The organism is Mesorhizobium sp. M0106, from assembly GCF_040322715.1.
GTDB lineage: Bacteria > Pseudomonadota > Alphaproteobacteria > Rhizobiales > Rhizobiaceae > Mesorhizobium.
The window spans coordinates 1-620 of sequence record NZ_JAMYUA010000144.1; the positions used below are offsets into that span (position 1 = coordinate 1).

A 620-nucleotide genomic window follows, 5' to 3' on the forward strand; every position below is an offset into this window, starting at 1 on the left:
TGAGCTCGCCATAGCTCAGGCGCTCGTCCTCGCAGACCAATGCCACCGCCTCGGGCGCCTGGCGCACCTGCTGCTCGAACAGCTCCTGGATGCAGCGCTCCGAAGGATAGGCCGCCGCCGTCCGGTTCAGCTCCTCCAGCAGATACGCCCGCTCTTCGGCCGGCAGGATGTCCAGCTCTTGCACCGGCGTATCAGGGGCATGCTCCAGTGCCTCCGCCAGTTGCTCGAGCACGTGCTGCATGTAGCCGCAGACCCGATCCGCGGAGATTGGCTCAACCACCTGTGCCGTGAGGCCGAGCGCCTCGCCATAATCCTCCACCGACAGGGTCAGCGGATAGTTGGTGCGCTCCTCGCCACCCAGCCATTCCATGCCGGACAGACCATCATCGGTCCCGGAGCCGGCCATGGCCGTCGGCGTGTTGTGGCGGTAGTTCAACAGCGCGCCAAACAGCGGCGCCGGCGCGGCAACGCCGCTGCAGCGTTGCGCCAGCGCCAGCGAGGCATGCTCGTGCGCCAGCAGCTCGCAAAGCCGCGCATGCGTGCTGCGCACGCTTTCCTCGACTCCGGTGCCGTCGAGGTCGAGGCGCACAGGCAGGGTGTTGATGAACAGGCCCATTGTG

General features: G+C 67.3%; 1 protein-coding gene. It reads right to left on the reverse strand.

All coding sequences use genetic code 11. From position 1 onward, the window contains the following. A partial coding sequence (locus NKJ55_RS35500; RefSeq protein WP_352453941.1) for a condensation domain-containing protein occupies positions 1-620 on the reverse strand: 620 nt, incomplete at both ends.